Raw genomic sequence first — 26,374 nt, 5'->3', positions numbered from 1 at the left:
CCGGGCGAGTTCTAGGCTGGCCGGATGAGCCTCACCCGCGCCGAAGCCGAGCACCGCGCGAGCGTGCTCACCGTGTCGTCGTACGACGTCGAGCTGGACCTGTCGCTGGGCGAGGAGACCTTCCGCTCGGTGACCACTATCCGGTTCCGCAGCGAGCGCGCGGCGACGTTCGTGGACGTGAAGCCGCGGGCGCTGCACGCCGTCCGGCTCGACGGCCGGCCGCTCGACGTCGACGACCTGGCCGACGGCAGGATCACCCTCGACCTCACTGCCGACGAGCACGAGCTGGTCGTCGAGGCGACGATGGCCTTCCGCAACGACGGCGAGGGCCTGCACCGCTCGGTCGACCCCGTCGACGGCAGGGCGTACATCTACGGGATGTCCTTCATGGACGCGGCGCCCTCGATCTTCGCGTGCTTCGACCAGCCCGACCTCAAGGCGCCCTACTCGATGCGGGTCACCGCGCCGGCGGACTGGCTGGTGCGCGGCAACGCCCCGGCCGTCGAGACCGGTCGGGACGGCGCCACGAAGCAGTGGACGCTCGGGCCCACGCAGCCGCTGGCGACGTACTTCGTCACCGTGGTCGCCGGGCCGTACCACCTGATCAGCGACGTGCACGACGGCATCCCGCTCGGCCTCAGCTCGCGGCAGAGCCTCGCCGCGACCCTCGACCGCGAGGCCGAGGAGCTGCTCACGCTGACCCGGCAGTCGTTCGACGAGCTGCACCGGCTGTTCGGCGTCCGCTACCCCTTCGGCGACTACCACCAGGCGTTCGTGCCCGAGTTCAACGCCGGCGCCATGGAGAACCCCGGCTGCATCACGCTGCGTGATCCGCTGCTGTTCGAGGGTGCGAGCACGCGTGCCGACCGCAGCTTCCGCGCCAACATCATCGCCCACGAGATGGCCCACCAGTGGTTCGGCAACATCGTGACGCCGAAGTGGTGGGACGACCTGTGGCTCAACGAGTCCTTCGCCGAGTACATGGGGCTGCGGGTCATCACCGACGCCACGGAGTACGCCGACGGCCCGCTGCACGACTCCTACGCCCGTCGCACGTGGGGCATCACGGCCGACCAGCGCCCCACGACGCACCCGGTCGCCGGCAACGCCGCGCCCGACGCGCTGTCGGCGCTGCAGAACTTCGACGGCATCTCCTACGCGCGCGGCTCGAACGTCCTGCGCCAGCTCGCGCGCCGGCTCGGTGACGACGCCTTCCTCGGCGGCGTGCGCGACCACTTCGAGCTGCACCGGTTCGGCAACGCGACCATGCACGACCTGTTCGCGAGCTGGGAGCGGGCCGCCGGGGGCGCCAGCCTCGACGGCTTCGTCAAGGACTGGCTCCTCACCCCCGGCGCGGACCGGCTCGACCTCGATCGCGCGGCCGGCGTGGTCCGCCGTACGTCGCCCGCGGCCCATCCCGCCGACCGCCGCCACGACCTCGTCGTCGCCACCCACGGGCCGGACGGCTGGACGCAGCGCCCGTTCGTGGCCGACGGCCCGGCCACGCCGCTCGACGTCGGCGACGCACCCGTCCTGCTCGACGCCACCGAGACGACGTGGGCGGTCAGCCCGCCCGACGCGCTGACCATGGCGGCGCTGCCGGCCCTGGCGCCTGCGATGACCGACCCCCAGCTGCGCGCGACCATGTGGAACAGCGTCCGGCTGGGCATGTTCGAGGGCGCGATCACCCCCACGCAGGTGGCCGAGCTGCTGGCCACCGCGCCGCCCGTCGAGGACACCTCCGACGGCCATCGCAACCTGCTGCCGTGGGTGCTGGAGACGGTGCTGCCGATCGCGCCCGCGGGTACGACACAGCGGTTCCACGCCGCCGTACGCCGGGCAGCCGACAGCGCCGAGGCCGGCTCCGAGCTGCAGCTGTCGGCCTTCCGGGCGACGGTGCTGTCCGGTTCCGACGCCGGCGAGCTCGAGCGGTGGGCCGCCGGCGAGGGCCTGCCCGAGGGGATCGTGGCCGACAGCGACCTGCGCTGGAAGGCCCGTCGCCGGCTCGCCGAGCTCGGCGCCACCGACCGCGCGGCCCTCGACGCCGCGCTCGAGGCCGAGCGCAGCGGTGCGGCGACCGTGCACCACGCGCGGGCGGTCTCCTCGCTGCCGAGCGTCGAGGGCAAGGAGTTCGCCTGGGCCCGCGCCACCGGCGAGGTCTCGGTGCCCAACTACGAGGTCAAGGCGGCCGGCAACGGCCTGTGGCAGGCCGGGCAGCGCGACATCACGGCACCCTTCGCTGTCGCGTACTTCGAGCAGCTCGCCACCATCATCGGCGCCCACCAGGGCTGGGTGCAGGGCGACGTCGTCGAGGCCTACTTCCCGATCACGCACCTCGACGACGCGACCGAGGCCGCGGCCACCGCAGCGCTGGAGCAGGACCTGCCGGGCGCCGTACGGCGGCGGTTGACCGACCGGCTCGACGAGCTGCGCCGGCGCCGGGCCGTGCTGTGACCGGGGTGAAGGCGCGCCGGCCGGGGCCGACGACCCGGCTGCGGGTCGAGGAGCACCGCGGCGACGACGTACGTCGCCACGAGGACCGGGTCCTGACCGAGGAGCCGCTAGAGATCCGGCTGGCCTGGCCGGGCGCCCCGGCGCGACGGGTGTGGACGACGCTGCGCACGCCCGGCAACGACTTCGAGCTGGCTGCGGGGTGGGTGCACCACGAGGGCCTCGGGCTCCCGTCCGGCGTCGCCTACTGCACGGACGTGGAGCTGCGCCCCGAGCAGGAGTTCAACGTCGTCACCGTCACCCTCGGGCAGGCCCCGCCACGGGTGCCGAGCCAGCTCGACGCGCTCAGCGCGGGCTCGGCCGCGTGCGGGGTGTGCGGCACCGACGAGGTCGACGAGGTGATCGCCCGGCGGCCGTCGCTGCCGTGGTCGGGCGCGCTCCCCTCCCCCGAGCTCGTGCGCAGGCTGCCCGACCTGATGCGACCCCACCAGCAGCTCTTCGAGCGCACCGGCAGCGCGCACGCGGCAGGGCTCTTCGCCGCGGACGGCACCCTGGTCGCCGTACGCGAGGACGTGGGGCGCCACAACGCCGTCGACAAGGTCGTCGGCGCGCGGATCCTGGCCGGCGCGCCGTCGGCCGAGGCGGTGCTCGTCGTGAGTGGGCGGGCCGGGTTCGAGCTGGTCCAGAAGGCGGTCGCGAGCGGCATCGGCGCACTCGTCGCGGTCGGCGCCCCGACCGGGCTGTCGGTCCGGCTGGCCGAGGCCGGCGGGCTCGGGGTCTACGGCTGGACCAAGGGCGAGCGGACGGTCCGCTACGCCTGATCCGGCCGTGCCCGGCGTGCCCCGAGGGGTTCTGTCGGGCCCTGCTGTTTGACTGCTCCCATGGCCATCCTCCTCGCTCTCCTCGTCGGTCTTCTGCTCGGTGCAGGGGTCGGCTGGATGGTGCGCCAGTCCACCCTGCCGACCGTCCCCGAGGTCGCGCCGGGTGAGGCGCCGGAGGTCGTCGCGGCGCGTCACGAGGCCGCCCTGGGCGAGCTGCGCCACGAGATCGAGCGGGTCCGGCTCCAGGGTGAGTCCGCCGCCGCCGAGGCCCGTGCCGAGGAGGCCGCGGCCCGGGCCGCGGTGCAGGCCGAGCTCACCGGCGCCCTGGCGACCGTCGACGAGCTGCGTGACGCCGTCGACGACGCCCGCGCCCGCTATCGCACCCTGGTCGAGCAGCAGCGCCAGGCCCAGCAGGAGCGCGAGCGCGGCGAGTCCGGCCAGACCCAGGTCCTCAAGACCCTCACCCCGGTCGTCGAGCACCTGCGCTCCATGCAGCAGAAGGTCGACGAGCTCGAGAAGGCCCGGGTGCGCCAGCACACCGAGCTCGCCACCCAGATCCAGCACACCCAGCGCTCGGTCGAGGACTCCCGCAAGGCCGCCGACACCCTCGCCTCGGTCCTGAAGAACAACGCCGTCCGCGGCGCCTGGGGCGAGACCCAGCTGCGCACCCTGGTCGAGACCGCCGGACTGCTCAACCGGGTCGACTTCGAGCTGCAGCACTCCGTCGAGGCCGACTCCGGGGCCCGGCGCCCCGACATGGTCATCAACCTGCCCGGCGGCAAGCAGATGGCGATCGACGCCAAGGTGCCCTACAACGCGTTCATGGACGCCCAGCGCGAGGGCCTCGAGCCCGAGGCGCGCCAGCGGCTGCTCGAGGACCACGCCCGCAAGGTCCGTGGCCACGTCGACACCCTCGCCCATAAGGGGTACTGGACCGGCCTGGCGATCAGCCCCGAGTTCACCGTCGCGTTCATCCCCAACGAGCAGCTCCTCAACACCGCCCTCGAGGTCGACCCGTCGCTGATGGAGCACGCCTTCAAGCAGGGCATCGTGCTCGCCACCCCCACCAACCTGTGGGGCATGCTCAAGACGGTCGCCTTCACCTGGAAGCAGGAGGCGCTCACCGAGGACGCCCAGGTGCTGTTCGAGCTCGGCCAGGTCCTCTACCGCCGCATCCTCAAGCTCTCCGAGCACGTCGACAAGCTCGGGCGCTCCATCCAGCGCAGCGTGAAGGACTACAACAACTTCACCGGCTCCCTCGAGCGCTCCGTCCTGCCCGCCGCCCGCAAGCTCAACGCAGCCGACCCGGTGGCCACCATCCCCGCGCCCACCGAGATCGAGGAGACGCCCAAGGCGCTCACCTCGAGCGAGTTCTCCGCGCTGGCCGACCTCGACCGCGAGGAGCTCACGTTCGACTTCGACCTCGCGGTCGATGCCGAGGTCGTGGACGACACCCAGGCTGGTTGATCAGACCGCGCCGCGCGGCTCGACCCCGCCCGACAGGTCGACCGTACGACGGGTGTTGGCCAGCGAGGTGACGGTCGCGGTACCGAGGACGCCGGTGGCGTCGAAGACCTCCGCCGTACCGACGGCGATGCCGTCGCTGGAGACGTGGTCGGTGGCTCGCAGCCCGAGGCGGACGCTGTCGGGCAGCCGGCACAGGGCGAGGTCGATGTCGGTGTTGATGTGCTCGACGCCGCGGCTGCCCCAGTTGGTGACCATGCTGGTCGCGTCGGCGATCGAGGCGACCGCCTGGAACGGCGTGCAATCCTCGCCGTACACGATCGGGACTGCGGTCTGCCAGGTCTGGTGGCGACCGGCGTTCTGGTGGTCGCCGAAGTTGTCGGACCACGCGGACGCACTGGCGAACCACGGCACGTGATGCTCACCGGGGGTGGGCAGGCTCTCGGCGGGCGGCGGGACGGGCCGCTCCCCGGCCGCGGCCCAGACCTCGCCGGCGGCGTCGGCCGACGGGGCGAGGAAGGTGGCGCCGGCGCGGGCGACGACCTCGCCCTCCTGCTCGACGACGGCGTCCAGGAGCACCAGGCGCGGCCCTTCGCGCACGATGGTGGCCGACGCGGTGGTCGTGATCATCCGGGCGGGGCGGAACAGGTCGACGTGGTAGCGCGCGGGCACCAGACCGGTCCGGCCGGCCTCGGCGGCGGCCCGCTCGAGTGCGCGGGCGAGCAGGCCGCTGACCGCGACGCCATGCATCTGGTCGTCGCGCCACAGGCTCTGCGCGAGCGGCAGCGGGTCGAAGCCGGCAGTGGACTGCTGGAACCAGGCGAACTGGAACGTGTTCTCGTTCACGGGAGCATCATGCCCCCTCCGGTCACGACTGCGGTGCGGTACCCCCCGGGATGGGCGCCTGCGGGTCGTACGGCGTCCGCGTCCAGATGAACGTCGCGCACTCGATGTGCCCGATCGCGCCGTCGGCGCGGCGGTGCGGGCGCAGGAGCTCCCCGGCGAGGTATCCGCTGGTCCCCCGGAAGGTGCCGTCGCCCACCGGGGCGAAGGCCATCTCGCGGCCCGGACCCTGCGGCGGACCGGCGGTGAGCTCGGTGCCGTCCCAGCGCAGCACGGTCGGGGCGTGGCCCCAGTGCCAGGTGCCGAGCAGCTCGCGAACCGCGGTGGGGACCGGCACCGTGGTGGGCGTCCACTCCTCGGGCAGCGGCGGCTCCTGATCGAGCACGAGGTGCACCAGCTCGCTGGTCGCGGCACCGAGGCCGTAGGCGCCGTTGGTGAGCACGATCGCGCCCACGCCCGATGCGCTGTCGATCATCGCGCCGCAGCAGAACCCCGGCATGGAACCGGCATGACCCACCAGCTTGCGACCGCGCGAGCGGGCGATCTCGATCCCCAGTCCCCACGACTGGCCGGACCGGTCGTCGGGGTCGCCGTGCTGGGGTGTCGCCATCGCACGCAACGTCGCGGCGTCGAGCACCGAGCGGTCCGGGTCGACCAGGGCGGTCAGCCAGGTGGCGAGGTCGCCGACCGTGCTCCACAGCTGGCCGGCCGGCGCCATCGCTCCGGTGTCGGGAAGCCGGTCCGGGATCGCCTCGCCCGTGAGGGCGTCGACGGCGAAGCCCTCGGCGGCGGGCTCGACCCACTGGTACGTCGTGCGCGACATGGCGAGCGGGCCGAGGATCTCGGCTTGGAGGGCCTCCCACCACGACACGCCCCAGACCCGGTCGACGACCGCTCCCAGTAGGCCGTAGCCGAGGTTGGAGTAGTGCATCTGCGCGCCGGGCTCGAGCGTGGTGCCCGCCCCCTGGTGGGCCGCCGCGAGCGCCACCAGGTCACCACCGTCGCTCCGCTCCCACCAGGAGCCGTGGGGCTCGGCGGTGATCCCGCTGGAGTGGGTGAGCAGCGAGCGGAGCGTGGCCTCGCCGAAGGGGCCCTCGGGCCAGAACCTCCCGACCCGGTCGTCGAGCGCGAGCTGACCGCGCTGACGGGCCAGCAGGATCAACGCGGCGGTCATGGTCTTGGTGACCGAGCCGATCTTGTACTGGGTGTCGCTGTCCGGGCGGGCGTCGCTGTCGCGGCGCACGTGCCGCCCCCGCCCCGCGGACCAGACCAGCTCGCCGTCGCGGACGACACCGGCCGCCACCGACGGCAACCGCCCCTCCGCCTGGGCCGTGGCGACCTGGCGGAGGGCGGCTGCTGCGGTGGTGTCGAGGAGCGCGCTCACGCGTCCGACTCGGCGTAGGCCTCCAGCGGCGGGCACGCGCAGACCAGGTTGCGGTCGCCGTAGGCCTGGTCGATGCGGGCGACCGGCGGCCAGTACTTGTCGGGCGAGATGCCGGCCGGGAAGACCGCGACCTCCCGCGAATAGGCGCGGTCCCAGTCGCCGACGAGCGTGCGGGCGGTGTGGGGCGCGTGATGCAGCGGCGAGTCGTCGACCGACCACTCCCCCGAGCCGACCTTGTCGATCTCGCCCTTGATCGCGATCATCGCGTCGCAGAACCGGTCCAGCTCGGCGAGGTCCTCGGACTCGGTCGGCTCCACCATGAGGGTTCCGGCGACCGGGAACGACATGGTCGGCGCGTGGAAGCCGTAGTCGATGAGCCGCTTGGCGACGTCGTCGACGGACACGCCGGTCTCGGCGGTGATCGGGCGCAGGTCGAGGATGCACTCGTGGGCGACCAGGCCGGACTCGCCGCGGTAGAGCACCGGGAAGTGCTCGCCGAGGCGGGCCGCGACGTAGTTGGCCGAGAGCACCGCGACGGCGGTGGCACGGGTCAGACCCTCGCCGCCCATCATCCGGATGTAGGCCCACGAGATCGGCAGGATGCCGGCCGAGCCGAACGGCGCCGCGCTGATCGCGCCGGTGCCCTCGCGCCGGGCGGCGTCGGGGTGCAGTGGGTGGGTGGGCAGGTACGGCGCCAGGTGGGCGCGCACCGCGACCGGGCCGACGCCCGGGCCACCGCCGCCGTGCGGGATGCAGAACGTCTTGTGCAGGTTGAGGTGCGAGACGTCGCCGCCGAACTTGCCGGGCGCGGCGTAGCCGAGCAGGGCATTGAAGTTCGCGCCGTCGATGTAGACCTGACCGCCGTGCTCGTGCACCAGGTCGCACAGCTCGGTGATGGTCTCCTCGTAGACGCCGTGCGTCGAGGGGTAGGTCACCATGATCGCGGCGAGGGTCTCGGAGTGCTGCTCGCACTTGGCGCGCAGGTCGGCGAGGTCGACGGTGCCGTCGTCGTTGGCCTTGACCACGACCACCTTCATGCCGGCCATCACCGCCGAGGCCGGGTTGGTGCCGTGGGCGGAGGACGGGATCAGGCAGACGTCGCGCTGGCCCTGGCCGTTGGCCCGGTGGTAGTTGCGGATCGCCAGCATGCCGGCGTACTCGCCCTGGGCACCCGCGTTCGGCTGGATCGAGACCCGGTCGTAGCCGGTGACCTCGGCGAGCCAGCCCTCGAGCTGGTCGATCAGCCGGCGGTAGCCGTCGGCGTCGGCGGCGGGTACGAACGGGTGCAGGTTGGCGAAGCCGGCCAGAGAGATGGGCTCCATCTCGGTGGTCGCGTTGAGCTTCATCGTGCACGAGCCGAGCGGGATCATGCCGCGGTCGAGCGCATAGTCCCGGTTCGAGAGCCGCGCGAGGTAGCGCAGCATCGAGGTCTCGTTGTGGTGGGTGTTGAACACCGGGTGGCTGAGGAACTCGGTGGTGCGCTCGAGCTCCTCGGGCAGGCCGGCGTCGCCCTCGGCCGACACCTCGGTGACGCCGAAGGCGTCGAGGACGGCGACCAGCGTGGCCTCGCGGGCGGTCTCGCCGAACGAGATGCCGACGGTGTCGGCGTCGACCAGGCGCAGGTGGACCGACGCCTCACGGGCTGCGGACACGACGGCCTCGGCGCGGCCGGGGACCCGGACGTTGAGGGTGTCGAAGAAGGTCTCGTTGACGACCTCGATGCCGGCCGCCTGGAGAGAGGCGGCAGCGCGACGGGCCAGGCCGTGGATGTCGCCGGCGATCGCCCGCAGCCCGTCCGGGCCGTGGTAGACGGCGTACATGCCGGCCGTGACGGCGAGCAGCACCTGGGCGGTGCAGATGTTGGAGGTCGCCTTGTCGCGGCGGATGTGCTGCTCGCGGGTCTGCAGCGCGAGGCGGTACGCCAGGTGCCCCTCGGCGTCGACGGAGACGCCGACGAGACGGCCGGGCAGCTGGCGCTCGAGGCCCTCGCGCACGGCCATGAAGCCGGCGTGCGGACCGCCGTAGAACAGCGGGACGCCGAAGCGCTGGGCCGAGCCGACGACGACGTCGGCACCGAGCGCGCCCGGCGCCTCGAGCAGGGTCAGCGCGAGCAGGTCGGCGGCGACGACGGCCAGGCCGCCGTGCTCGTGGACCGCGTCGATGACGGGCTTGAGGTCGGGCACACGACCCGACGCGCCGGGGTACTGGACGAGCACGCCGGAGACGGGGCCCTCGGGCAGCCCGTCGGTCAGGTCGGCGACGAGGATCTCGATGCCGAGGCCCTCGCATCGGGTGGCGACGACGTCGATCGTCTGCGGCAGCGCGTCGGCGTCGATGACGAACGGACCGGCCGCCTTGCGGTTGGCGCGGTGGGCCAGGGCGACCGCCTCGGCCGCGGCCGTGCCCTCGTCCAGCAGCGACGAGCCGGCGGTGTGGAGGCCGGCCAGGTCGGCGACCATCGTCTGGAAGTTGATCAGCGCCTCGAGACGGCCCTGCGAGATCTCCGGCTGGTACGGCGTGTAGGCGGTGTACCAGCTCGGGTCCTCGAGCACGTTGCGCCGGATGACGGCCGGGGTGACCGTGGCGTGGTAGCCGAGGCCGATCATCGACTCGCCCGGGACGTTGGCCCCGGCGAGGGCGCGGAGCTCGGCGGCGGCCGTCTCCTCGTCGACTCCGGCCGGCAGGCCGAGCGGGTCGGTGGCGCGGATGGACTTCGGGACGGCGGCGTCCATCAGGGCGTCGAGCGAGGTGTGGCCGAGACGGTCGAGCATGGTCTCGACCTGGGCCTCGTCCGGGCCGATGTGACGGTTGACGAAGGGTGCGCTCATGAGCAGGCGTGCTCCTCGGGTCGGGTCGATGAGATGAATCGAGCCCTCCCCCTCTGTCGGCGCGTCACTGCGCCTTCAGAGTTGCCTGCTCCACACGGTCCTGGCGCCTGAGAGGTTCCGGGGAGGGATTGCCCCTTCGGCGCAGGCACGGGGCCTGACTCTCCCGTGCAGCATCAACAGCAGGTACAGCCTACAGGTCTGCGACCTGTTCAGCCGACGTTGCGCGCCGCGCGGCGAGCGGCCAGCTCGTCGCCGGCGACCGGAGCCGACTGCTCCGACTCGTTGGCGTGCTCGCTCGGGAGCTCGGCCAGCGTGCCCTCGATCTCGCGCCACACGCCGCCGATCGCGATGCCGAAGACGCCCTGGCCACCCTGCAGCAGGTCGATGACCTCGTCGTTGCTGGTGCACTCGTAGACCGATGCGCCGTCGCTCATCAAGGTGACCTGGGTGAGATCGTCGGTACCGCGCTCGCGCAGGTGGCTGACCGCGGTGCGGATGTTCTGCAGCGAGATGCCGGCGTCGAGGAGTCGCTTGATGATCTTGAGGATCAAGATGTCGCGGAAGCTGTAGAGACGCTGCGAGCCGGAGCCCTTGGCGCCGCGCACGCTGGGCTCGATCAGGCCGGTGCGGGCCCAGTAGTCGAGCTGGCGGTAGGTGATGCCGGCGGCGTTGCACGCGGTCGGGCCGCGGTAGCCGAGGTCGCTGGGCAGCGGCGAGACATCGTCGGTGAACAGGAGCCCCTGTTCCTGCGCGGCAGCAGTCGCCGCGGTCACGTCCTGACCGACCTTCTCGGGCTGCTGCTCGTTCACGGAACCTCCAGGTCGCGGCGCTTCAGGCAAGGGGGATTGCACTGCTGTCATTTCGACTCCCTCACGGTACGACCGCGGTGTCGGGCCGGTCAAAGACATGGCTGGGCGTGTCGCCGAAAACCCTCAACCTCAGCCTGAGGCTGACAGCCGCCTCAGCCCTCGGCGCCGAAGTCCTCGGGCGAGACGTGGTCGAGGAACTCGCGGAAGGCCTCGACCTCGTCCTCCTCCTCGGCGGGGGCCGCGAGCCCGGCCTCGGCGAGGACCTCTTCGGAGCAGAAGATCGTCGTACCGGTGCGCAGCGCGAGCGCGATCGAGTCGGAGGGACGCGCGCTGACCTCCACGCCGGAGGCGAAGACCAAGGTCGCGTAGAAGACGCCCTCGCGCACGTCGGTGATCCGCACCTCGCTCAGCTCGTTGCCGGTCGCGGTGAGCACGTCGCGCATCAGGTCATGGGTCAGCGGCCGTGGCGGGACGACCCCCTGCTGGGCGAAGGCGATCGCGGTGGCCTCGACGGCACCGATCCAGATCGGCAGGTAGCGCTCGCCGGTGACCTCTCGGAGCAGGACGATCGGCTGGTTGGAGGGCATCTCCACCCGGACACCCATCACGTCGACCTCGCGCATGCCTCCAGCCTACTGCGTCGGCCCGAGCCGTCCGGGAGGGCTCAGATGCGGCGCAGTCCGGCCTTGACCAGGGTCGCGTGGAGGCGCACCGAGAGAGCGGCGATCTCGCTGACCGCCTCCTCCGCGCGCGCGCTCGCACCGGCGTCGCGGCCCTTGCGGGGCGTCACGACCTGCTGGATGAGGCCGACCTCCCGGTCGGCCGCGGTGCGGAAGGCGCGCAGGTGGCGCGGCTCGATGCCGTAGTCGGCGAGCTCGTGCGCGGTCTGCGCGATCACCAGCGCGTCGGTGTCGTAGTGGCCGGTCGGCGAGGGGCTGATCAGCGCGAACGACTCGAGCTGTCCGAGGAGGTCCTCGTCGATCTCGGCCACCTTGATCAGCTCCTTGCGCGAGAGCCGCAACCGGTCGGTACGGCGGAACGACTCGGGCGCCGGCAGCCCGTCGGCGCCGAGAGCGACGGTCGGCACCGTGGGCACGACCGGCTCGGGCTCGGGTGGCGTCAGGCCCCGGTCGAGCGCGTCGAGGTGCTCGCCGATCACCTTGAGCGGCAGGTAGTGGTCGCGCTGCATCCGCAGGATGTAGCGCAGCCGCTCGATGTCGGCCTCGGAGAACTTCCGGTAGCCGGCCGGCGTGCGCTCCGGCTTCACCAGCCCCTCGGACTCGAGGAATCGGATCTTGGGGATGCTGATGTCCTCGAAGTCGGCGCGCAGCCGGTCGAGGACCTGGCCGATGTTGAGCCGTGGCTCCCGCTCCCCCCGAGCGACGGCAGCAGTCATCCTGCGACCGCCCTCAGACGCTCTCGTGGCCCGCGAAGAAGACCAGGCGGTACTTGCCGACCTGGACCTCGTCGCTGTCCTTGAGCTGGACCTTCTCGATCCGGTCGCGGTTGACGTAGGTGCCGTTGAGGCTGCCGGCGTCCTCCACGGTGAACGTGTCTCCGTCACGACGGAACACGGCGTGGCGACGCGAGACGGTGACGTCGTCGAGGAAGATCCCGCTCTCCGGGTGCCGCCCGGCGCTGACCTCGTCGGCGTCGAGCAGGAACCGGCTTCCCGAGCCCGGCCCCTTCTGGACGACCAGCAGGGCATGGCCGACCGGCAGCGCGTCGACGGCCGCGGCGTCGACGGGGCTCAGCGCACGGTCGGAGGTCTCGACGCCGGCGGTGCCGGTCGCGCCACCGCCGAACTGGATGGTCGCGGTGGCATCGCTCACGGGCGCCGGCTCGGGCGCGACGAGGCGGGTCCCGCACTGCGAGCAGAAGCGGGCGTCATCGGGGTTCTGCCGACCACAGGCGGTGCAGAACGGCATCAGTTGCTCCTCACGGTGGATCTCTTACGAACCTACCGGATCAGTTGTCGAGCTGGGCCTCATATGCGGCGGCGTCCAGCAGTGCGTCGAGGTCCGCGGCGTTCTGGGGCACGACCTCGAAGAGCCAGCCGGCGCCGTAGGGGTCGTTGTTGACCAGCTCGGGGGTGGCGTCGAGCGTCTCGTTGACCGCGACGACCTCGCCGGTGACCGGGGCGTAGACGTCACTGACCGACTTGGTCGACTCCAGCTCGCCGCACGAGTCGCCGGCGGTGACGCTCGCGCCGACCTCGGGGAGGGAGACGTAGACGATGTCGCCGAGGGCGTCCTGGGCGTAGTCGGTGATCCCGACCCGCACCGAGCCGGCGGTCTCGCCGGGCTGCCGCAGCCACTCGTGCTCGACGGTGTACTTCAGGTCCGCGGGGTTCGTCATGGCCCGAAGGCTACTGCCCCTGGTCCGGAACGGCATACGAAGGCCGGTCGCGTCGCACCACGGATTCGATGTCGACGGTGCGCAGCTGCTGGACGCCCACGGTGGCGCCGTCCTCCTCGAGCTGCTTCTTGGGCCCGAGGGCGAAGGTCATCGCGTTCGCGAGCGCTCCGGGCTCGCCGATCGCGACGATGACGTACGGCGCCTCGATCCGCTCGCCGTCGACGAGGAACCCGCCGTCGGCCTCGGTGAACGACGTCTGCGCCACGACCCGCACCTTGCCGTTGATCTCGATCGCCTCGGCCCCGACGGTCCGCAGCTCCTGGATCGTGTCGAGCAGGGAGCCGAGCCGGACCCGGCCCTCCTCCTCCTCGATCGTGACCCGCAGGCCCGGGCCGGTGACCGGCACCAGCCCCGCGAGGATGTTGAGGTCGTCGACCTCGGCGTCGGCCTGGTCGATGGCGGTCTGCCGCTTGGACGAGTCGTCGCGCAGCCCGCCCGCGACCTCCTCGAGCCGGTCGATCTCGGTCTCGGTGCGCTGACGGGTGCCGGCGAGACCGTTGAGGAGGTCGATCAGCTCCTGCTCGCGCAGTCCGGCGTAGGTGTCGTCGGTGCCGGCGGTGCGCACCTGCGTCACCGCGCCGAAGCCGAGCAGGGCCAGCAGCGCGGCGGCGACCAGCTGCTTGCGCGAGGGCCGCAGCAGCGCCACCTTGAGCCGGTCGACGGGGCTCTGCTCGCTCGCCTGCTCCTCGGGCTCCGGCTCAGGCATGGAAGATGTGTCTCCGGATCGCCGCGACGTTGGTGAAGATCCGGATCCCGAGGACGACGATGACGCCGGTCGAGAGCTGGCCGCCGACGCCGAGGCGGTCGCCGAGGTAGACGATGCCGGCCGCGATCACCACGTTGCTGAGGAAGGAGACGACGAAGACCTTGTCGTCGAAGATCCCGTCGAGATAGGCGCGCAGGGCGCCGAAGACGGCGTCGAGCGCGGCGACGACGGCGATCGGGAGGTAGGGCTCGACCGAACGCGGCACGTCGGGCTGGAACACGAAGCCGAGGACGACGCCCACGACGAGTCCGAGAACCGCGATCACGGCCCGTCACCTCCCTGCTGCCCCTGGGGCTTGGTCTTCTCCTGCTCAGCCGACCGTAGCCGCAGCAGCGCGCCGGGCGCGGCAGGCAGGTGGAGGTCGTCCACATTGTCCATCTTCTGCTCGAAGCCGTACTGCCGGGCCAGGGCCAGGAAGCGCAGCCCGGCCTGGGTCTCGGCGAACCTCGACGCCAGCGTCCTGCGGTCGCCGATCGCCAGGACCGTGAACGGGGGCGCGATGCCGAAGCCGTTGACCTCGATCGCCTCGCCCACGTTGGTGATGCCGCCGTGGGCGTTGACGCGCTGGCCGTTGATCGAGATCGCCTCGGCGCCGGCCGCCCACAGGCCGTCGACGAGGAGGGCGAGGTCGGAGTCGCGCAGCTGCTCGTTCGGCCCGGCGTACGGCGGGTTGTCGACCCTGACCCGGACCCCGGAGCCGGTCACCGGGCTGAAGCCGGTGAGCGCACCGAGCCGGGAGCGGCGCGCCTGGAGGTCGCCGACCCGGTTGCCGAGCGAGCGCAGCCGGTCCTCGGCGTCGGCGTTGGCGGCCCGCAGCGCGGCGAGCTCGTTCTGCAGCCGGCGCACGGTGGCGCGGCGGGCCTCGATCCGGTCGATCAGGCTGGCCCGGCTCGCGTCGTCGACGTCGGCGTTCTGCGAGGTCTGGACGCCGGCCACGGTGACCAGCATCGCGAACAGGCCCACCACCACGACCACGCCGACCCGGTAGCCGTGGCGTGGACCGCGCTCCCCCTCCACTCCGGTCGCCGTCGCGGCCGTCGCCGCGGCGCGGGAGGCCGCGACCTGGTAGTCGCGATCGAGCGCCTCCTGCGTGATCAGCGTCAGCAGGGGGGTGCGGGACCGGTCGAGGGTCTCAGGCATGGGTACGTCGCTCGGTGGTCGCGAGCAGCTTGCGCACCTGCCAGGCGTAGAGCACGCCGGCCCACCAGTACAGGCCGATCCCCCACAGCGCGAACGCCCAGCCGAACACCTGCGCCAGCACGGCGACCCGTCCGTCGCCGTCGCCGAGCAGCAGCAGTGGGAAGGCGTAGAGCAGGTTGAAGGTCGCGGCCTTGCCGAGGAAGTGGACCGGCAGCGCGCTGTAGCCGCGGGTGCGCAGCAGCGGCACCAGTCCCCACAGCAGCAGGTCGCGCAACGGCAGGCACAGGGCGACCCACCACGGGATGATGTCGCGCATCGCGAGGCCGACGACGACGGCGAGGATGTAGAGGCGGTCGGCGATCGGGTCGAGCAGCTGGCCGAGCTCGGAGGTCTGGTCGAGCTTGCGGGCCAGCCAGCCGTCGAGGAAGTCGGTGACGCCGGAGGCCATCAGCACGACAAGCGCGAGCACGTCGGCCTCGGGGCCGAGCACCAGGTAGAGGAACAGCGGGACGCCGAGCAGCCGCAGGAAGCTGATCAGGTTGGGCAGCGTCAGCACCCGTCGAGCAGCCACGGACGACACTGTAGTGGCGGGGGTGGGCGTCGGCGTGCTCACGGGGCCGACGATTCCTCGGAGTGGGCGGCATCGCGGATCTCTCCGACGAGCTCCTCGATGACGTCCTCGAGCGCGGCGACGCCGAGCGTCGTACCGCGCGGGTCCACGACGCGGGCCATGTGCGCGCCGCGACGCTGGAGGACCTCGAGCGCGTCGTGCAGCAACGTGTCGTCGGTGACGGTCGCGAACGGGCGGATCCACCGGTCGGCGACCGGGCGCTCGCGGCGCTCCTCGTCGGGCTCGAGGACGTCCTTGATGTGGAGGTAGCCGAGCAGGTCGACCGGCTCCTGGTCGGCGGCGACGACCGGGAACCGGCTGAACCCGGTGGCGGCGCACAGCGCCTCGACCTCGGCGCCGGTGGAGCCGCGGACCACGGTGGCTAGCGACTCGGGCCGCATCATCACCTCGGCGACGGTCTTCTCGGTGAAGCCGAGCGCGCCGGAGAGCCGGTCGTACTCGTCCTCGGCGAGCAGGCCCTCACCGTGGGACTCCTCGACCAGCGCCGCGACCTCCTCACGGGTGAAGGTGCTGCCGATCTCGTCCTTCGGCTCGATCCGCAGCAGCCGCAGGATGGCGTTGGCGATCGCGTTGATCGTGGCGATGAGCGGGCGCAGCACGGTGACGATGCCGAGCATCGGCGGGCCGAGGATGAGGGCGGCGCGGTCCGGCCCGGCGATGGCGATGTTCTTGGGGACCATCTCGCCGAGCACGACGTGGAGGAAGACGACGATGGTCATCGCGATCACGAAGGCCACCGGGTGCAGCCACTCCTCGGGCACGTGCAGCTCGTGGAACACCGGCTCGATCAAGTGGGCGAGCGCGGGCTCGCCGACGGCACCGAGGCCGAGCGAGCAGATGGTGATGCCGAGCTGGGCGCCGGCCATCATCTCCGAGACCCGCTCCATCGCCGCCAGGGTGATCCGGGCCATCCGGGAGCCGGACTGCGCACGGGGCTCGATCTGGCTGCGTCGCGCGGAGATCAGCGCGAACTCCGCGCCGACGAAGAAGGCGTTGGCGGCCAGCAGGACCACCGCGAGCAGCACGCCGCCGAGGTCACCCATGCTGCTCGACCTCCTCGACCCGCAGCGAGATCCGGTCGATCCGCAGTCCGTCCATGTGGTCGACGCTCAGCACCGCCCGGCGGGCGGGCTCCTCGTCGTCCTCCCCCGTCGACGGGAGGGGTACGACGGCCACGTCGCCGGTCTGCGGGATCCGGCCGAGCACCTTGAGCACGAGACCCGCCACCGTGTCGTAGTCCTCGCTCTCGGGGAGCTCGATCTCGGTGAGGTCCTCGACCTCGTCGGGGCGCAACAGGCCGGACAGCGACCAGGTGCCGTCGCGACGCAGCCGCCCGCGGCTGCCGAGCCGGTCGTGCTCGTCGGCGATGTCGCCGACGATCTCCTCGATCACGTCCTCGAGCGTGACGATGCCGGCGTGGTCGCCGTACTCGTCGAGGACGATGGCCATCTGGAAGCCGTCGGCGCGCAGCAGCGCGAGCAGCGGGTCGAGGCGCAGCGAGTCGGGCACCAGGATCGGCTTGGCCATCAGGTGCTTGACCTTGGTGGTGGCCCGCTCGTGGAGCGGGAGCGCGACGGCGTTCTTGACGTGGACGGTGCCGACGACGGCGTCGGTGTCGTCGAGGACCGGGAAGCGGGAGTTGCCGGACTCGCGGGCCAGCGCGATCACCGCACTGGCGCGGTCGTTGGCGTCGAGCGAGCGGGTGCGCACCCGGGGCGTCATGATCTCGCCGGCGGTGCGGGTGCCGAACTCGACGGAGCGCTCCATCAGCTCGGCGGTGTCGGCGTCGAGGGTGCCCTCGTCGGCCGAGTGCTGGATCAGCGAGGCGAGCTCGGTGGAGCTGCGCGCCGAGCGCAGCTCCTCCTGCGGCTCGACACCGAGGCGCCGCACGATCGCGTTGGCGCTGCCGTTGAGCACCTTGATCGGGCCGCGGGCGGCAGCGGTGAAGAAGCGCATCGGTCGCTGGGTCAGCCGGGCGGTCGTCATCGGCAGGGCGATGGCGACGTTCTTGGGGACCAGCTCCCCGATCAGCATGGTGAGCAGGGTGCTGAGCGTCAGGCCGAGGGCGACGCCGACCGGGCGCACCGCGCTCTCCGCCACGCCGGCCGCCCCCAGCGGGTCGCGCAGCAGCTCCGCTATCGCGGGCTCGGCGAGGAAGCCGATGGCCAGGTTGGTGATGGTGATGCCGACCTGGGCCCCGGAGAGCTGGGTCGACAGGGAGCGCAGCGCCTTCTGCAGCCCGATCGCCGCCGCGTCGCCGTCGGCGGCGGCCCGGTCGACCTGGCCGCGGTCGACGGTGACGAAGGCGAACTCGGCCGCGACGAACAGGCCGCACGCGAGCACCAGGAGGATGGCGAGTCCCAGCAGTAGCCAGGCGGTCATCGGGTTCTGCGGCTCCTGCCCACGGTTCGGTACCAGTCGATCAGCTCTGGGGCGTCCACACTACCGGGGTCGTAGGAGCGACCGAGGTCCTGGCCCGCGAGCACCCTCTTCACGGGCACCTCGAGCTTCTTCCCGGTGCGGGTGTGCGGGACGCCCGGAGCGGCGATCACGACGTCCGGGACGTGCCGCGGCGAGGCGTGGGTGCGTACGGCGTCGCGGATCCGGGCGTCGAGCGCCGCGTCGAGCTCGACGCCCTCGGCGAGGACCACGAACAGCGGCATCCAGTAGCCGCCGTCCGGCTCCTCCAACCCGATGACCAGCGCCTCGCGCACCTCGGGCAGCGCCTCGACCGGCTCGTAGATGTCGCCGCTGCCCATCCGGATCCCGTTCCGGTTGAGCGTCGCGTCCGAGCGGCCGTGGATGACGACCGAGCCGTGGTCGGTCACGGTGATCCAGTCGCCGTGGCGCCACACGCCGGGGAAGGTGTCGAAGTAGGCCTCGTGGTAGCGGCTGCCGTCGTCGTCGCCCCAGAAGTACAGCGGCATGGACGGCATCGGTCGGGTGACGACCAGCTCGCCGACCTCGCCGCGCACGGAGCGTCCGTCGGCGTCGAACGCGTCGAGGGCCACGCCGAGGCACGGCCGGGACAGCTCGCCGGGCCACACCGGCACCGTCGGCGCCGGACCGACGAAGGCGCTGACCACGTCGGTCCCGCCGCTGATCGAGCAGATCTGCACGTCCGGACCGAGGTCGGCCTGCAGCTCCTCCTGGCTGGTCGCGGGGAAGGTCGACCCGGAGATCCCGACCCGGCGCAGCCGCGAGAGGTCGTGCCCCGCGGGACCGACGCCGGCCTTCTGGCAGGCGGCCACGTAGCCGGGGCTCATCCCCACCACGGTCACGCCGAGCCGGGCGGCCAGCGCCCACAGGCCGTCGGTCGCGGGGTGGGCCGGGCTGCCGTCGTACGTCACCACGGACGCGCCGGTCAGCAGGGCGCCGACGACGAAGTTCCACATCATCCACGACGGGGTGGTGAACCAGAGGAGCCGCTCGCCGGGCCCCAGGTCGAAGTGGTACGCCGCCACCTTGGCCTGCTCGAGCAGCGCGCCACCGTGGCCGTGGACGATGCCCTTCGGGCGGCCGGTCGTGCCCGAGGAGAACAGCACCCACAGCGGGTGGTCGAACGCGACGGCCACCGGCTCGAACGGCACGTCGGCGGCCAGCGCCTCGTCCCAGGCGGGCGTGCCGACCTCGAGCACCGCGCGCAGCGTGGGCAGCGCGCCGGTGAGCTCGGCGACGACATCGCTGCGGTCGTGGACCGACTGAGCGTGGACGTAGGACGACGCGTGCACCAGCACCACCGGCTCGAGCTGCTCGAAGCGCGAGCGGGCGGCCGAGGCGGCGTAGTCCATGCCGCACACCGACCAGACCGCGCCGAGGCTGGCGGTGGCGAGGAAGGCCACGACCGCGTCAGGCGTGTTGGGGAGGAAGCCGACCACGCGGTCGCCCTCCCCCACGCCCAGGCCGCGCAGTGTCGCCGCCAGGCTCGCCGTACGACGCCGCAGCTCGCCCCAGGTCAGCTCGACGGTCGCGGCCGGGTCCTCGGTGACGCCGACGACGGCGACCTCGTCCTCGGGGCACCCGTCGAGGACCGCCGCGGCGTAGTTGACCCGGGCCTCGGGGAACCAGACCGCGCCGGGCATCCGCTCCTCGGCGAGCACCGGGCCGGGCAGGTCGAGGTCGAGGTGCCGGGCCACGCCCGACCAGAACCCGTCGAGGTCGCGGACCGACCAGGCCCACAGGTCGTCGTAGCCGCCCGTGACCCCGACCGACCGTGCCAGGTCCTCGATGCGGCTCATGAGGTCCTCACGGGGTCAGCGTAGGCGCGTCGGCGACGACCCTGGCCCAGCTTCCGTCGGGGTCGAGGCGCCGGATCAGCCGGGCCGGGACGCCGCCGACGACCGCGTGGTCCGGCACGTCGCCGCGGACGACGGAGCCGGCCGCGACCACGACGTTCCGGCCGATCGACGTGCCGGGCAGGATCATCGCGCCGTGCCCGACCCAGGTGCCGGAGCCGATCGAGACCGGCTGGTGGGTGCCGAACTGGAGACCGACGGGGATCTCGGGGTTCGTGTAGCCGTGGCTGGCGTCGGAGACGAACACGTCCTGGCCGAACCAGACGTCGTCGCCGATCTCGATCGACTCGTGGGCGGTGATGGTGATCCGGGCACCGAGGACGCAGCGCTCGCCGACGCGCAGGCCGCGCTCGGGCAGCACCTCCTGGGTCGGGCCGTAGCCGACCGAGAGGGTCGCGTACTTGCCGATCAGGGTGTCGCGACCGATGTGGATCGCGCTCGCGTTGACCACGTCGGACAGGGGGAACGCCAGGCAGGCGCCGGGGCCGAAGGTGCCGAAGGTGACGGCCAGGGAGCTGTCCGGGGAGACGTCCCCGACGTGCTCGACCCACCGCCAGGCGGCGTGGACGGAGCGGTTGAGAAGACGGCGGAGCGGGCGCCGGAGATCGAGCACCGGCGAAGGTTACCGAAATGCAACGTTCACGCGGCTCCGCTGGTTGGGCGGGCCATCATTCGTGGCCGTATCATCCGTCGGTGCAGAAGCCCCACGTCATCGCCTACTTCGCCGACGACCCGACCCGGGTCTACCAGCTCCTGCAGTGGATCCCGGTGCTGGAACGGCTCGATGACACCCACCCCGTGGGCATCCTGACCCGGGACCCGCAGACCCGCGCGATCGTCGAGGAGCGCACCTCGCTTCCCGTGCTCCTCGCCCCGGGCTTCGCCGACCTCGCGGCGACGTACGACGAGCTGGACGCCAAGGTCGTCGTCTACTGCAACAACTCCATGCTCAACTTCAACTCGCTGCTCGACGGCCGGATGCTGCACGTGCACATCAACCACGGCGAGAGTGACAAGCAGTCGATGATCTCCAACAACGCGAAGGCCTACGACCGCGTCTTCGTCGCCGGCGAGGCGGCCGTCCAGCGGCACCGGGCCGCGCTGATGGAGCTCGACGAGCACCGACTGGTCCGGGTCGGCCGGCCGCAGCTGGACCTGCGTCCCGCTCCCCTGCTGCCGGCGAGCGAGCGCCGTACCGTGCTCTACGCGCCCACCTGGGAAGGCGATGCGGGCTACAACGACTACACCTCGGTCGACGTGTTCGGCGTCGACATCGCACGCTCGATCCTCGCCGTGCCGGACGTGCGACTCGTCTACAAGCCGCACCCGAAGGTCACCACCAGCCTCACACCGGCGATCCGCGAGGCGCACCAGGCCATCCTCGAGCTGGTCGAGCGGGCCGCCGAGCGCGAGCCCGAGGCCGGGCACGCCGCGATCTGGCAGGGCGACATCCTCGCGGTGTTCCCCGGCTGCGACGCGATGGTCACCGACGTCTCCTCGGTGGGGCTGGACTGGCTCTACCTGCAGACCGACAAGCCGATCCTGATCACCGACCGGCACCACGACGCCGAGCGGCTGCGCCAGGAGGTGCCGGTGAGCCGGTGCGCCGACGTCATCGACACCGAGGACCTGCCCGGCCTGACCGAGCTGCTCACCGACCGGCTCGCGCACGACGAGCACCGGATCGCCCGGGCCGCGATGCGCCACCACTACTTCGACGACAACGGCGTCGGCGACAGCACGGTGCGCTTCGTCGAGGCGATCACCGAGCTCGTCGACCTGCGCGACCGGCTCCGGGGCGAGCTGGCCAGCGCCGACGACGGAACTGTCGGGGCCGCCTGAAAGGCTGGGCGCATGCCCGACACCCGCGAGGTCTATGCCGCCGAGGACCTGTTCGCCGGCTGGCTCGACGAGGCCGCGCGCACCCCGGGCGAGCCGCTGCGGATCAGGGTCGGCGAGACGCTGCAGGCGTTCGAGCCCGAGACCGAGCCGCGGTTCACCGACCCGGCCCACGTCCAGGCGTTCGTCGACAAGGTGCTCGCCCACCTCGTCGCGACCGGGAGCGCCTATGACGACGGCACGGGTCACGACCGCGCGGGGGTGCCGGTCGTGGTCCGCCCACGCCGGGGTCACGCCAAGGCGCACTACGAGTACGACGAGCTTCCCGCCCGCGGCGTGATGGCGATCCCGCCGCGCGAGGTCGGCGGGGCTTGGTCGTTGCGTGCCGCCGTGGTGCTCCACGAGGTCGCCCACCACCTGGCCGGGGCCGTCGGGCACGGGCCGGAGTTCCGCACGACGTACCTCCGGCTGCTCGAGGACGTCGGCATGCCCGTGCTGGCCGACCTGCTCCACACCGCCTACCGGCTGCACGGCCTCGACACCGGCGTCGACGGCGAGGACCGCACCCTGCTGCGGATCGGCCGGCTGCTGCGCCAGGCCGAGCGGACCTCCAACACCGCCGAGCGCGAGGCGTTCTTCGCCAAGGCGCAGTCGCTGGCCACCCGGCACCAGATCGCGCTCGCGGTCGCCCGCGCCACCGCAGGCGCGGAGGAGCGGCGCGAGGAGCCGACCTGGGAGACGGTGCTGATCGGCGAGTCCGGCAAGCGGTCGTTGGCCCGCTACGTCCGGCTGGTGCTGGAGATCGCCCGCGCCAACGATGTCCGGGTGGCGATCTACACGAGCAACACCCGGGTCACCCTCTACGGCTTCCCGTCCGACATCGCGGTCGTCCAGGCGCTCTACGCCACGCTGGTCACCCAGATGGTCGCCGACGGCGACGCCCACCTGCGCTCGGGCGCCCACAAGGCCGACCAGCGCGAGGTCTGGAACGCCCGGCGCCGGCGCTGGGAGCTGAAGCCAGTGCACGGCTCGACCGCCCGGGCGGCGTTCTACGAGGCCTGGGCCGACCACATCGGCGATCGCCTGGAGACGGCGCGGGCCTCGGCGCGGGCCGCAGCGGTCGCCACCGACGCTCCGGTGGCCGACGGGCCGACGTCCACCGAGCTCGCCCTGCGGGCGCGCGAGATCGAGATCGTCGACTACTTCGGCCGGATGCAGCGCGACCACGGGATCCGCGGCACCTGGAAGGGCGCCGCGCAGGCCGGCCACGCCGCCCCCGGGTCCCGCGACGCCGGCACCCGGGCCGCCGCGCGGGCCAGCCTGGGCACCGAACGGGCGATCACCGGCGGCGGTTGACGTCTCGACGGCGTGACCGCTTCTGCTGACGCGGGGGTCCGGCGGGCTGACACTGGCTCCATGTTCGACGTGTTCGACCCGGCGCTGGTCGCCGACCCGTACCCGGCCCTGGCCCGGTTGCGGTCCTGCTCGCCCGTGTACCGCGTCCCCGGCACCGACGTGCACCTGGTCTCGTCGTGGGAGCTGGTCCAGGAGGTGCTCGCGGCCCCGCAGACCTACTCCTCGCACCTGTGCTCGGTGCTGCTGCGCCGTCCCGACGGGTCCGCCTCGGTGCTGCCGATGGACGGCGGCGGCACCGTCGAGCAGGTCCTCGCGACCGCCGACGACCCGACCCACCGGATCCACCGCACGGCCGTGCTCGGCACCATCGGGCGGCGGATCCGGGCCCTGGAGTCGTCGGTCGTCGGGCAGGTGGACCGACTCTGGTCGGCGTACTTCTCCGGGGAGGGCGGGGACTGGGCCGTCGACCTGGCCGACCGACTGCCGTTGGCACTGGTCGCGGAGCTGATCGGGCTCGCGCCGGAGGACGTGCCGGACCTGCTGCGGTGGGCCTACGACAGCACCGAGATGCTCGGCGGCTGGGTCGACGAGACCCGCCTGGACGCGACGATCGGCGCGTCCTTCGCGCTGCACGCGTACCTCGCCGACCGTTTCGACGCCGCCCTCGACCGGCCGGGCGACGACCTGATGGGCGAGCTCGCGCTGGCGGTCCAGCTCGACGAGCTGGAGGTGGGGACGGCGGTCCTGGTCCTGCTGCAGCTGGTGGGCGCCGGTGGCGAGTCCACCGCCGGACTGCTCGGTACGGCGGCGCACCGGCTCGCGACGGACCGCTGCCTGCAGAACCGGCTGCGCGCGGAGCCCGACCTGATCGACCCGTTCCTCGACGAGTGCCTGCGGCTAGAGTCGCCCTTCCGCGGGCACTACCGGCACGTGGGTGCCGACACCGCGCTCGGCGGCGTCGACCTGCCGGCCGGAAGCACCCTGCTGCTGCTCTGGGGTGCGGCCAACCGCGACCCGGCGCACTTCGAGGACCCCGACGTCCTCGACCTCGGCCGCGACGGTGTGCGCCAGCACCTGGCGTTCGGTCGCGGCATCCACTTCTGCGTCGGCTCCGCGCTGGCCCGGCTGGAGGCCACCGTCGCGATCCACGCGCTGCTCACCCGGACCTCGTCGTTCCGGCTCGACAGCCCGGAGGACGAGGCTGCCGCGTGGGTGCCGAGCATCTTCGTGCGCCGGCACTCGCGGCTGCGGCTCGCGCTGGATCGTTAGCGGGTGCGGCGGTTCGCGCGTCCGGTGGCACGCGCGACGAGCTCGTCGCCGTGCGTGACCCGGACGACGAAGAGGTCCTCCTTCGCCAGCCGCTCGGCGACCTCGGCGGTCGCGACCAGTGCGTCCCCCACCCGTGCCGGGCGCACGTAGTCGACGTGGACCGCGCTGACGACGCCCGAGTGCTCGGCGTCGTTGGCCGCCGCGGCCAGCGCGATGCCGGCCAGGGAGAAGAGGAACGCGCCATGCGCGGTGCCGTGGGGGTTGAGGTGGTCGTCGGTGACACTCACGCGCGCCTCGGCCCGGCCGCCGCCGTACCCGAGGACGTCGACGCCGAGGGTCGCCGCGAACGAGTCGCGCGGGCCACTCATCGGCCCTGCCCCGAGGGCCCGTCCACGAAGATGTCGTACTCCAGCTCGCCGGTGCCACCGTACGACGACAGGTCGCGCACGCCTGCCTCGCGCAGCACGTCGACGTCGAGCACCGCGTTGCCTGTGAACTCGCGCGACGGGCGGGTCAGCACCTCGATCGCGGCATCGGCCATGATCTCGGGCGTCCGCGCCCTCTGCATCGCGGCGTCGCCGCCGAGCAGGTTCTGCACGGCGGAGGTGGCGATCAGGGTCTCGGGCCACAAGCAGTTGGCGGCGACGCCCGCCTCGGCGTACTCCGCGGCCCAACCGAGGGTCAGCAGCGACATGCCGTACTTCGCGAGCGTGTACGCCGGGTGCTTGCCGAGCCACTCCGGCGACATGTTCAACGGCGGGCTGAGCGAGAGCACGTGCGGGTTGGTGCCCTTGCGCAGGTGCGGCAGGCAGGCGCGGGTGAGCAGGTAGGTGCCGCGCAGCTGGATCTGGGTCATCAGGTCGAAGCGCTTGACCGGGAGCTCTTCGGTGCTGTCGAGCGCGATGGCAGAGGCGTTGTTGAGGCAGATGTCGATGCCGCCGAAGCGCTCGACGGCGCGGGCCACGGCGTCCTCGACCGAGGCCTCGTCACGGACGTCGCCGACGACGGCCAGCGCCTGCCCGCCGGCGGCCTCGATCTCGGCCGCCGCGGTGTGCACGGTGCCGGGCAGCCGTGGGTCGGGGACGTCGGTCTTCGCGAGGAGGACGACGTTGGCGCCCTCGCGCGCGGCCGCCAGCCCGATCGCCAGCCCGATCCCCCGGCTGCCGCCCGACATCATCAGGGTCCGTCCTGCAAGTCGCTTGCCCGTTGTCTCCGTCATGGCGGCACCGTTACACAGATCTGACAGCCGCGCCAATAGTGTTAGACATAGGTCACAACATAGCGCCGCCAGCCGTCGGAGTTCTGTAACATCCCTGTCGTCATGCCCGACCTGAAGCCCGTCTCGACCCGGTCCGCGCTGCTCACGTTGCTGCTCGGCGCCGAGGTGCCGCGGCTGACCACCCGCGAGCTGGTCGCCGCCGCCTCGGTGGTCGGCTTCGCGGAGCCGACGGTGCGGGTCGCGCTCTCGCGGATGGCCACCGCCGGTGACGTGGTCCGCGACGACGAGGGCGCCTACCGCCTCTCGGAGCGGCTCGTCGTACGGCAGCGGCGGCAGGAGGAGGCCACCCACCCGTCACTGCGGGAGTGGGACGGGACGTGGGAGCTGGTGGCCGTCACCACGGTCGGTCGTACGGCGAGTGAGCGGGCCGAGCTGCGCGCGGCACTCGCCGAGCTGCGGCTCGCCGAGCTCCGCGAGGGCGTGTGGACCCGCCCGGCCAACCTCGCCCTGGCCTGGCCGGAGCCGGTGGACGAGGTGTGCGAGCGGTTCACCGCCGCGACGCCCGCCGCGGACGCCGCCTCGCTCTCGGCGCGGCTGTGGGACCTCTCCGCGTGGGCCGCGACGGCGCGACGGCTGCTCGACGCCACCGACACCGAGGACCCGGTCCTTCGGTTCACCGCGTGCGCCACCTCGGGACGCCACCTGCTCACCGACCCGGTCCTGCCGCCCGCACTCCTTCCGGACGACTGGCCCGGCGACGCCCTGCGCGCCTCCCACGTCGCCTACAAGCAGTGGGTCGTCGACATGCGGCACAGCCTCACCGACGGCGCGGGCTGAGCCA

General features: G+C 72.5%; 25 protein-coding genes and 1 riboswitch. Of the genes, 7 read left to right on the top strand and 18 right to left on the bottom strand.

Features of this window, described 5'->3' with window-relative positions:
• Positions 1-24 precede the first annotated feature (24 nt).
• From pepN to QI633_RS12860, 3 genes are read left to right on the top strand one after another with little or no spacing between them, the layout of a single operon-like run.
• Positions 25-2,454, top strand: a complete 2,430-nt coding sequence (pepN, locus tag QI633_RS12870; RefSeq protein ID WP_141798841.1) for an aminopeptidase N — start codon at positions 25-27, stop codon at positions 2,452-2,454.
• Entirely contained in the window at positions 2,451-3,272 is an 822-nt protein-coding gene (locus tag QI633_RS12865; RefSeq protein WP_260805975.1) for a formate dehydrogenase accessory sulfurtransferase FdhD, read from the top strand. The genes pepN and QI633_RS12865 overlap by 4 nt, the downstream gene beginning before the upstream one ends.
• A 60-nt stretch (positions 3,273-3,332) precedes the next feature.
• Positions 3,333-4,739 (top strand): DNA recombination protein RmuC, encoded by a 1,407-nt coding sequence (locus QI633_RS12860; protein ID WP_222117830.1) that lies wholly within the window; start codon positions 3,333-3,335, stop codon positions 4,737-4,739.
• On the opposite strand, the gene QI633_RS12855 is transcribed toward QI633_RS12860, so the two are convergent.
• From QI633_RS12855 to QI633_RS12780, 16 genes are all read right to left on the bottom strand, one after another.
• The gene (locus tag QI633_RS12855) at positions 4,740-5,582 is read right to left on the bottom strand and encodes a thioesterase family protein (protein WP_260805976.1); all 843 of its coding nucleotides are present in this window, start codon (positions 5,580-5,582) and stop codon (positions 4,740-4,742) included.
• Between the two features lie 22 nt (positions 5,583-5,604).
• Positions 5,605-6,963 (bottom strand): serine hydrolase domain-containing protein, encoded by a 1,359-nt coding sequence (locus tag QI633_RS12850; protein WP_282429220.1) that lies wholly within the window; start codon positions 6,961-6,963, stop codon positions 5,605-5,607.
• The gene (gene gcvP, locus QI633_RS12845) at positions 6,960-9,791 is read right to left on the bottom strand and encodes an aminomethyl-transferring glycine dehydrogenase (protein ID WP_282429219.1); all 2,832 of its coding nucleotides are present in this window, start codon (positions 9,789-9,791) and stop codon (positions 6,960-6,962) included. Before gcvP ends, QI633_RS12850 begins: the two co-directional genes overlap by 4 nt.
• An 85-nt stretch (positions 9,792-9,876) precedes the next feature.
• Positions 9,877-9,967: riboswitch (glycine riboswitch) on the bottom strand.
• Positions 9,968-10,000: 33 nt separating this feature from the next.
• Positions 10,001-10,564 (bottom strand): MerR family transcriptional regulator, encoded by a 564-nt coding sequence (locus tag QI633_RS12840; protein ID WP_282429302.1) that lies wholly within the window; start codon positions 10,562-10,564, stop codon positions 10,001-10,003.
• Positions 10,565-10,752: 188 nt separating this feature from the next.
• The gene (locus QI633_RS12835; protein WP_141798846.1) at positions 10,753-11,223 is read right to left on the bottom strand and encodes a bifunctional nuclease family protein; all 471 of its coding nucleotides are present in this window, start codon (positions 11,221-11,223) and stop codon (positions 10,753-10,755) included.
• Positions 11,224-11,264: 41 nt separating this feature from the next.
• Positions 11,265-11,996, bottom strand: coding sequence for a MerR family transcriptional regulator (locus tag QI633_RS12830; protein WP_141798847.1), 732 nt, complete (start codon positions 11,994-11,996; stop codon positions 11,265-11,267).
• A gap of 13 nt (positions 11,997-12,009) precedes the next feature.
• Positions 12,010-12,528 (bottom strand): FHA domain-containing protein, encoded by a 519-nt coding sequence (locus tag QI633_RS12825; RefSeq protein ID WP_141798848.1) that lies wholly within the window; start codon positions 12,526-12,528, stop codon positions 12,010-12,012.
• Positions 12,529-12,568: 40 nt separating this feature from the next.
• On the bottom strand, positions 12,569-12,958 hold the full coding sequence (gcvH, locus tag QI633_RS12820; protein ID WP_141798849.1) for a glycine cleavage system protein GcvH: 390 nt from the start codon (positions 12,956-12,958) through the stop codon (positions 12,569-12,571).
• A 10-nt stretch (positions 12,959-12,968) separates the two neighbouring features.
• On the bottom strand, positions 12,969-13,724 hold the full coding sequence (locus tag QI633_RS12815) for a DUF881 domain-containing protein (protein ID WP_141798850.1): 756 nt from the start codon (positions 13,722-13,724) through the stop codon (positions 12,969-12,971).
• Entirely contained in the window at positions 13,717-14,049 is a 333-nt protein-coding gene (locus QI633_RS12810; RefSeq protein ID WP_141798851.1) for a small basic family protein, read from the bottom strand. The genes QI633_RS12815 and QI633_RS12810 overlap by 8 nt, the downstream gene beginning before the upstream one ends.
• Positions 14,046-14,924 (bottom strand): DUF881 domain-containing protein, encoded by an 879-nt coding sequence (locus QI633_RS12805; RefSeq protein WP_141798852.1) that lies wholly within the window; start codon positions 14,922-14,924, stop codon positions 14,046-14,048. The genes QI633_RS12810 and QI633_RS12805 overlap by 4 nt, the downstream gene beginning before the upstream one ends.
• Positions 14,917-15,495, bottom strand: a complete 579-nt coding sequence (locus tag QI633_RS12800) for a CDP-alcohol phosphatidyltransferase family protein (protein ID WP_260805977.1) — start codon at positions 15,493-15,495, stop codon at positions 14,917-14,919. Before QI633_RS12800 ends, QI633_RS12805 begins: the two co-directional genes overlap by 8 nt.
• A gap of 38 nt (positions 15,496-15,533) precedes the next feature.
• Positions 15,534-16,598 (bottom strand): hemolysin family protein, encoded by a 1,065-nt coding sequence (locus QI633_RS12795; RefSeq protein WP_141798853.1) that lies wholly within the window; start codon positions 16,596-16,598, stop codon positions 15,534-15,536.
• Positions 16,591-17,937: a hemolysin family protein gene (locus QI633_RS12790; protein ID WP_141798854.1), complete on the bottom strand. Its 1,347-nt coding sequence runs from the start codon at positions 17,935-17,937 to the stop codon at positions 16,591-16,593. The genes QI633_RS12795 and QI633_RS12790 overlap by 8 nt, the downstream gene beginning before the upstream one ends.
• The gene (locus QI633_RS12785) at positions 17,934-19,793 is read right to left on the bottom strand and encodes an acetoacetate--CoA ligase (RefSeq protein ID WP_282429218.1); all 1,860 of its coding nucleotides are present in this window, start codon (positions 19,791-19,793) and stop codon (positions 17,934-17,936) included. The genes QI633_RS12790 and QI633_RS12785 overlap by 4 nt, the downstream gene beginning before the upstream one ends.
• 7 nt (positions 19,794-19,800) lie before the next feature.
• Complete coding sequence (locus QI633_RS12780; protein ID WP_282429217.1) at positions 19,801-20,463, bottom strand: acyltransferase; 663 nt, start codon at positions 20,461-20,463, stop codon at positions 19,801-19,803.
• Between the two features lie 80 nt (positions 20,464-20,543).
• Here QI633_RS12780 and QI633_RS12775 point away from each other — a divergent pair, with 80 nt between their 5' ends.
• Genes QI633_RS12775 through QI633_RS12765 form a run of 3 tightly spaced genes read left to right on the top strand, consistent with a single transcriptional unit; the run spans position 20,544 to position 24,314 of the window.
• Positions 20,544-21,692, top strand: coding sequence for a CDP-glycerol glycerophosphotransferase family protein (locus QI633_RS12775; RefSeq protein WP_282429216.1), 1,149 nt, complete (start codon positions 20,544-20,546; stop codon positions 21,690-21,692).
• 12 nt (positions 21,693-21,704) lie between these two features.
• On the top strand, positions 21,705-23,045 hold the full coding sequence (locus QI633_RS12770; protein WP_282429215.1) for a DUF2786 domain-containing protein: 1,341 nt from the start codon (positions 21,705-21,707) through the stop codon (positions 23,043-23,045).
• Between the two features lie 60 nt (positions 23,046-23,105).
• Entirely contained in the window at positions 23,106-24,314 is a 1,209-nt protein-coding gene (locus tag QI633_RS12765; RefSeq protein ID WP_282429214.1) for a cytochrome P450, read from the top strand.
• Here QI633_RS12765 and QI633_RS12760 read toward each other — a convergent pair.
• A complete protein-coding gene (locus QI633_RS12760) occupies positions 24,311-24,682 on the bottom strand; it encodes a hotdog fold thioesterase (protein WP_282429213.1) in 372 nt (123 codons plus the stop codon). The two genes, QI633_RS12765 and QI633_RS12760, sit on opposite strands and share 4 nt — an antisense overlap.
• Positions 24,679-25,533, bottom strand: coding sequence for an NAD(P)-dependent oxidoreductase (locus QI633_RS12755; protein ID WP_282429212.1), 855 nt, complete (start codon positions 25,531-25,533; stop codon positions 24,679-24,681). Before QI633_RS12755 ends, QI633_RS12760 begins: the two co-directional genes overlap by 4 nt.
• A gap of 102 nt (positions 25,534-25,635) precedes the next feature.
• On the opposite strand from QI633_RS12755, the gene QI633_RS12750 reads away from it, so the two are divergent.
• Entirely contained in the window at positions 25,636-26,370 is a 735-nt protein-coding gene (locus tag QI633_RS12750) for a PaaX family transcriptional regulator C-terminal domain-containing protein (protein ID WP_141798862.1), read from the top strand.
• Positions 26,371-26,374 lie beyond the last annotated feature (4 nt).

It is taken from the genome of Nocardioides sp. QY071 (assembly GCF_029961765.1).
Lineage (GTDB): Bacteria > Actinomycetota > Actinomycetes > Propionibacteriales > Nocardioidaceae > Nocardioides.
Note: the sequence above shows the minus strand (reverse complement) of the source record. Positions and strands in the feature narration are given on the sequence as shown.